The following is a 6,000-nucleotide window of genomic DNA, read 5'->3' as shown; positions in this document are numbered from 1 at the left end:
CGCCGCGGCGGCGTTGCCACCGGCCGGGCCGGCCGGGTTCGCGTTGCCGGCGCCGCCGTCGGCGGGGTTGCCGGGCTGGCCCGGGTTGCCGCCGCCCGGCTGCTGCGGGGCGGGCTGCTGCGGGCCCTGCGCGGAGGTGACGTCGCCGTGTGCGTCGGTGGTGGGCACGTAGCCGGCGTTGCCGCCGCCGGGCTGCGTGTACCCGGCCGGGCCGGAGCCGAGCGGACCCTTGTGCGGGCCACCGCCACCCAGGTGCGACAGCGCCAGCGGCAGGCTGAGCAGCACCACGCCGGCGGTCGCCGCGGCGGCGATCATCGGCTTGGAGATCCGCCGGAGCCGGGTCTCCTCGCCCGCGTCGGCGGGGGTGGCCGCCGTGCTGGTGGCGGTGAGGGGGTCGGTGGCGGCGACGGTGACGGCTTCCGCGGGGGCGGCGGCCGGCTCCGTGCCGGCGGTCGCGGTGGCCTCGGCGGGGTCGGCTTCGACCTCGTCGAACCGGCCCGGCGCCAGGACCAGGGCCCGCCCGCTGCGGTCGGTCTCCGCAGCGGTGTCGGCGGCATCGGCGGTGTCGGCGGCTGCCGCGGCGGCGGGCGCCGGCTCGGCGATCTCCGGCACCGCCCCGCGGACCTGCGGCTCGGCTGCCGGCTCCGCGGCGGTCAGCTGCTCGGCAGTCGGCGCGGCGGCCGGCTCCTGGCCCGCCTCCGCCTCGGCGTCCGCCCAGGCCACCGCGGGCAGCTGGTAGCCAGCGGCCGCCTTGCCCGACTGCTTCCCGTTGTCGTCACGGTCCTTGCTCACCCTGTACCTGACCCCTCCACGACGTTGCCTCGACCGGACCACCCACCACCGACGAGACCTGCGGCAGACGCATCCAGCAGCAGGCACGGACGGCACGGGCTGCACGGTTCAACGGCTGCCCGGTTCGACGGCTGCCCGGTTCGACGGGCGGAGCCCCGGTCAGCGGAGCCCGGTCAGCCGGACAGCCCGCCGAGCACGTCGGTGATCCGGTCCGTGAGGCTCTTCGGCTGCTCCGGTTCCGCCGGGCTCCGCGGCGGCTCCGGCTCGTCCGAGCGCTTCGGCTGCTCCGTTTCGTCCTGGTGGCCGATCCGGACCTGCTCGGCGGCGGGCCGTGGGGCACGCGGCGCGGCCCAGCGGTCGGCGTCGGCCGCGGCGTCCGGGTCGGCCGCCCGCGCCTCGGCCTTGGCCGCCTGCCGGGCCTTCGCCTCGGCCGCGAGCTCGTCGCCCAGCTCGGTGTGGCGCCGGCGCAGCTCGTCGAGCTCGGCCCGGCGCTGCTGCAGCAACTGCTCGGCGAGCGGCCGGCGGTCGGGGCCGGCGGTGCTGACGAACGCCTCGGAGTGGGTCACCGCGAGGGTCGCCGTCCTGGCCGCGTCCTTGAGGAACCCGGCGGCCGTGCTCCCGGCCTTCCTGGCGGCCTCGGTCGCACCGGCCAGCGCCACCTCGGCCGTCCGGCGGCCCTCCTCGGTGGTGGCCGCGGCCAGGTCCGCACGGGCCCGGTCGGCGCGTTGCAGGGCCGCGGCGCGGTTCTCCAGCGCGGTGTCCGCCTGCCGGGCCCGGTCGGCGGCCTCGTCGGACTTGACCGCGGCCGAGCGCGCGGCCGGGTCGACCGTGCCGTCGCTCAGGTAGCGGCCGTCGCCGTGCGGGTTGTGCACGACCACCGGCCGCGGCCAGCCCGAGCCGTTGCCCTGCTCGGTCAGGTCCACCGGCAGGCCCGAACCGAACTTCGCCTCCGGCCGGTACAGGCTGGAGACCAGGGCGCCGAGCTGCTCCGGGTCGTCCACCAGGCCGAGCGCGTGCTGCTCGAACTCGCCGCCGATCCGGGCCACCTCGCGGACCACGGAGAGCGCGATGCCCTCGGTGAAGTCGGCGCCGTGGAACACCTCCTGGTCGAAGGTGACGTCCCGGTGGGTGCCGTCGGGGTAACTGTTGGTCCAGGTCCCGCGGGTGCCGGCGCCCTTGGTGCCGGGCGGGTAGGCCGAGGTGCGGACCGGCTGCGGGCGGCCCGGCAGGCGCAGCTCGCGCATGGCGGTCCGGTCCAGCGGGTGCAGCTGGTCGTGCAGCGACACCCAGCCGCCGAACTCCTGGAGGGCGCTCACGTCGAAGACCAGCGTGGTGGGCCCGTACCGGGTCTGCATCGGGGCGTCGTTGGCCTCCACCCGGAAGAAGACGAAGTCGTCGTTCCCGAGGCTCGAGGTGTTGGCCTCGCTGCTCTTGCCCGAGCTGAGGAACCGCAGGTCGCGCCGGGTCAGGTCGCCCTGCGAGGACATCAGGCCGCTGTTGGCGATGGCGTGGTACGCCGGGGTGGCGTGCTTGAGCCGGAAGGGCAGGTCGCGGATCCGCTCGTAGAGCTCGCGGTACTCCGGCCTGGTCAGCGCCTGCTCGTTGTCGGCGTGCAGGTGGTCGAGGTTGCGGGTGGACAGGTCACGGACGAACCGGATCCGCTGGACGTCCGTCAGCTCGTCCAGGTGCGGGAGGACCGACTTCCACTGGTCGCCGGTCGGCACCTCGGCGTACGCCTGCCGGCCGCGGTGGTCCCGGACCGGGCGCGCCACCATCTCGAGCAGCGTCTCCGGCGTCATCAGCTTCCGCTCCGGGGACTGCGGCGGCTTGGTCCCGGCGTCCTCGACCAGCCCGGCCAGCGAACGGGCCGCGCCGACCTCGGCGGCGGAGGTGTTGCGCAGGTGGTAGGTGCCGCCGAACGGCGCCGCGTCCTTGACGAAGCCGCGCAGCACCGTCTCCAGGTCCGCGGAGGACCGCCGCAGCCGGGCGGCCTGGTTCTGCAGGCCCGCGAGCTCCGCCTGGTCGCCCTCCTCCAGGGACTTGGCCAACCGGTTGAGGTCCTCGCGCAGGCTCAGCGAGCGGGCCCGGACCTCGGGACCGGTCCAGATGACGTGCTTGACGTCGGCCTTGGACTTCTGATCACCGTCGGTCGACTGGTGCGCCTGCGACGGCTGGTCCGCCAGACCGGCCGCGCGCGCGGCGGCGTCCAGCTGGTGGGACCGCTTGCGCAGGGCCTCGGCCAGCGCGTGGTCACCGGCGCCGGCCAGGTGGTCGGCCAGCTGGTGCAGCTTCTGCTGGGACAGCTCGTCCGAGTCCACGATGACCGGCCGCTGCCCGCGCTGGTCGGCGGGCATCCGGTTCCACTCCTCCCAGGGGATGGCGTTGTCCATCGTGGCCTTGCCGGTGAGGAGGTGCCACTTGCCCGCCTTGGTGCGGGCGAGGCGGACCGAGGTTTCGGGCTTCTCCTTCTTCGGACGCCGGGCGGGGGCGGGGGCGGGGGTGGTGGGGTCGGGCTGGGTCGGGTGGGACTGGGTCGGGTGGGGCTGGGTGGGGTGGGACCGGGACGGGTCGCTCGGGGCGGGCTCGGGGTCGGCGAGCGAGCCCGAGTAGTGGTTGTGCTCGCGGAACAGGACCAGTTCCGGCGCGTCGTCGGCGACGCCGTCGGCGTGCACCTCGGTCTGCGAGCCGTCCCGGTTCACCACGGTGACCCTGACCCGGTAGACCGTGGAGACCAGCAGGGGCGCCACGTCGCCGCCCAGGTTGGCCCACGAGGCCGGGGTCTCCAGCTGCTGCCGGAGGTCCTCCACCGACTCGGGGCGGTCCGTCAGGAGCTGCGCCAGCTGGGCGTCCGAGAGGTCGTCCCCGGTGAAGTTGGCCAGGCGTGCGCGGAGCTGGGTGACCGTCATGCCGTGCAGGTCGGACAGGCCGGCGTGGCCGGACACGTCCATGGGCAGCACGCTCCGCAGGACGGAGTGGTAGAAGCAGTCACCGTCCGGCGGGGTCGACAGGAGGTGCCGGCTCCGGTCGCCGAGCGAGATGGTCTGCTGGGCGCGATCGATCGCCCAGTGCGGCCGGGCCACCGCCGTCGCCGCAGGCGTGACGGGGGTCGGGGTGGGGGTCGGGCTGGGGGTGTGGGCCGGAGCGGGTGCGGGGGTGGGTGCGGGGGTGGGTGCGGGGGTGGGCTCGACCTGGGGCTGTTCGTCCTTCGTGTCCTGGTGGTCGGTGGGGGCCGGTTCGGCCTGCTCGGCCTTGGAGTTGGCGAGCCAGGGCTTGTCGTAGTCCCGCTTCGGCTCGGGCCGCTGGGGGGTGGTCCCGGCCTGGTCGGCCGGCCGGCCCTGGCGGCGCACCAGCCGCTGCAGGTGCGCGAGGTTCGAGGTCCGGGCGTTCCCGGCGCCCGGCGCCGCGTCGAGGACCCGCTGCCGGTACTCCGGTGTCACCGCCTGGTCCTGCGGGAGCTGCAGGACGGTCCGGGTCACCGCGTCGAACCGGGCCCGGCCGGACAGCGGCGCCGCCTCGCGGTCGGACGGCAGGCCGACGTGCAGGACCGCCGCGACCTTGCGCAGGTTCGCCGGCGTGAGCTCCCCGCCACCGATCGCCTTGAAGGTCTCGGCCGTCCGGAGCAGCTTGGCCGCCGTGCTCCCCCACTCGACGTCCTTCGCGAGGTGGTCCAGCGGGTCGGTGCCCTTGTGCTCCGCGCGCGCCACCTGGTCCAGGTGGCCCGCCAGGATCAGCCCGGCCTCGGTGAGCGGCTCGTGCGGGTGCGCGTCGAGCAGCAGGTTCGCCAGCTCGTCGGCGCGGTTGGTGTGCCACCGGTCCGGTGTCCGGGTGGCCGGCAGGTTGAACATCTGCCGCAGCACGGCCGCACGCCGTGCCCCGGGGACCGCGTGGTCCAGCGCCTGCCGGGCCTCCGCCATCGAGGACTGGCGGACGGGAGCGGGCGCGTTCACCGGCTTCGCGCCGGCCGCCCACTTGGGCCGGGCCGGGGCGGGCTGGGCCGGGGCGGTGTCGGGGGTGGGCTTGGGAGCCGGGGTCGGCTGGGTGTCGGGGGTCGGCTTGGGAGCCGGGGTCGGCTGGGTGTCGGGGGTCGGCTTGGGAACAGGAGTCGGCTGGGCGTCGGGGGTCGGCTGCGGATCGGGAGAAGGGGTCGGCGTGGGACCGGGGACGGGCCGAGCCTCGTGGGTGGTGTCCGAGCCGGACTCGACCCCGCTGGTGGTGGTGCTGACGTGCGAGTTGTCCGTGAAGTAACGGTCCCGCTTCGGCTTCACCGCGTTGGGGTCGCCCGCCTTCAGGCCCGTCCGGTCGAAGGTGTGCACCGCGAGACCGTGCTTGACGGTGAGGACCAGCGACGGCTGCCGGCCCGTCTCGCCCTGGAACGCCGACGGGCGGTTGGTGTTGCCCAGCAGCCCGTCGACACCCGTGGTCCTGCTCCGGGTGACCGCGGCAGTCACCGCGGCCAGCGCGTTCTCGTTCCCCTTGCCCGCGTAACACTGGGCCAGGAAGATCTCCAGCGCCTCCGGGTCCGCCTCCTGCCGGGCCAGGAAACTGGGCCGGCGGCGGATGAGGCCGCCCTGCTCCCCGCCCCGGACCGTCGCGATGAGTTGACGACCGGGGTCGGTGGTGAGGTGCAGGTTGGCGGTGCCGTCCTCCAGGCCGTGGGTCTCGTACCAGTAGAACTTGGCGTCCCTGAGGTTGGTGTCCAGCCCCTTGAAGACCTGCACCTCCTCCCCGGTGGTCGGGTACAGGATGACGTCGATCGGCACCGTGCCCCCCTCCTCCGGCTGGTGGAACGAGCCGATCTTGTGCATCGCGTCGGTCGGGACGGCCCCGCTGAACTTCCAGAAGGCGCCCAGGTCGGCGTTGTTGAAGGAGCTGCGGCCCAGGTGCACCGGCGGCCGGCCGGGCTGCGCGGCGCTGTAGGCGGGGTAGCTGATGACCTCCCGGTCGGGCAGCGGGACCCGCCAGAGGACGCCGTCGCCGCCCTTGCGGCCGGCGAGGGCGTCGGCCACGAAGAAGCCGGTGTCGCCGAAGCCCTGGGTGGTGAGGTTGCCCTGGTCGTCCCGGCGCAGGAAGTCCTCCGCCTTGCTGACGTAGCTGCGCGGCGGGAGGTCGACGTCCTCCCGGAAGGCGACCGAGAGCTTGTCGGTGCCCGGGTTCGCGCCCGGGTTCGCGCCCGTCGCCGGGTCGGCCGGCTCGGGACGCACCCCGTTG

1 protein-coding gene and 1 pseudogene (1 of these 2 cut by a window edge) are annotated in these 6,000 nt (G+C 75.2%); both read right to left on the bottom strand.

The annotated features are described in order from the left end of the window. A pseudogene (locus ACQRUO_RS23250) lies at positions 1-792 on the bottom strand (hypothetical protein); the annotation flags it as partial. 173 nt (positions 793-965) lie between these two features. Next, on the bottom strand, positions 966-6,000 hold the 3' end of the coding sequence (locus ACQRUO_RS23245) for an iron-sulfur cluster assembly accessory protein (protein WP_428317964.1). Its footprint extends 22,277 nt past the window's final position; 5,035 of the gene's 27,312 nt are visible here — the last part of the coding sequence; its start codon lies off the right edge, out of view; the stop codon is at positions 966-968.

The sequence above is a fragment of the Kitasatospora sp. LaBMicrA B282 genome (assembly GCF_050325825.1).
Classification (GTDB): Bacteria; Actinomycetota; Actinomycetes; order Streptomycetales; family Streptomycetaceae; genus Kitasatospora.
This window is presented reverse-complemented; position numbering and strand designations above follow the sequence as displayed.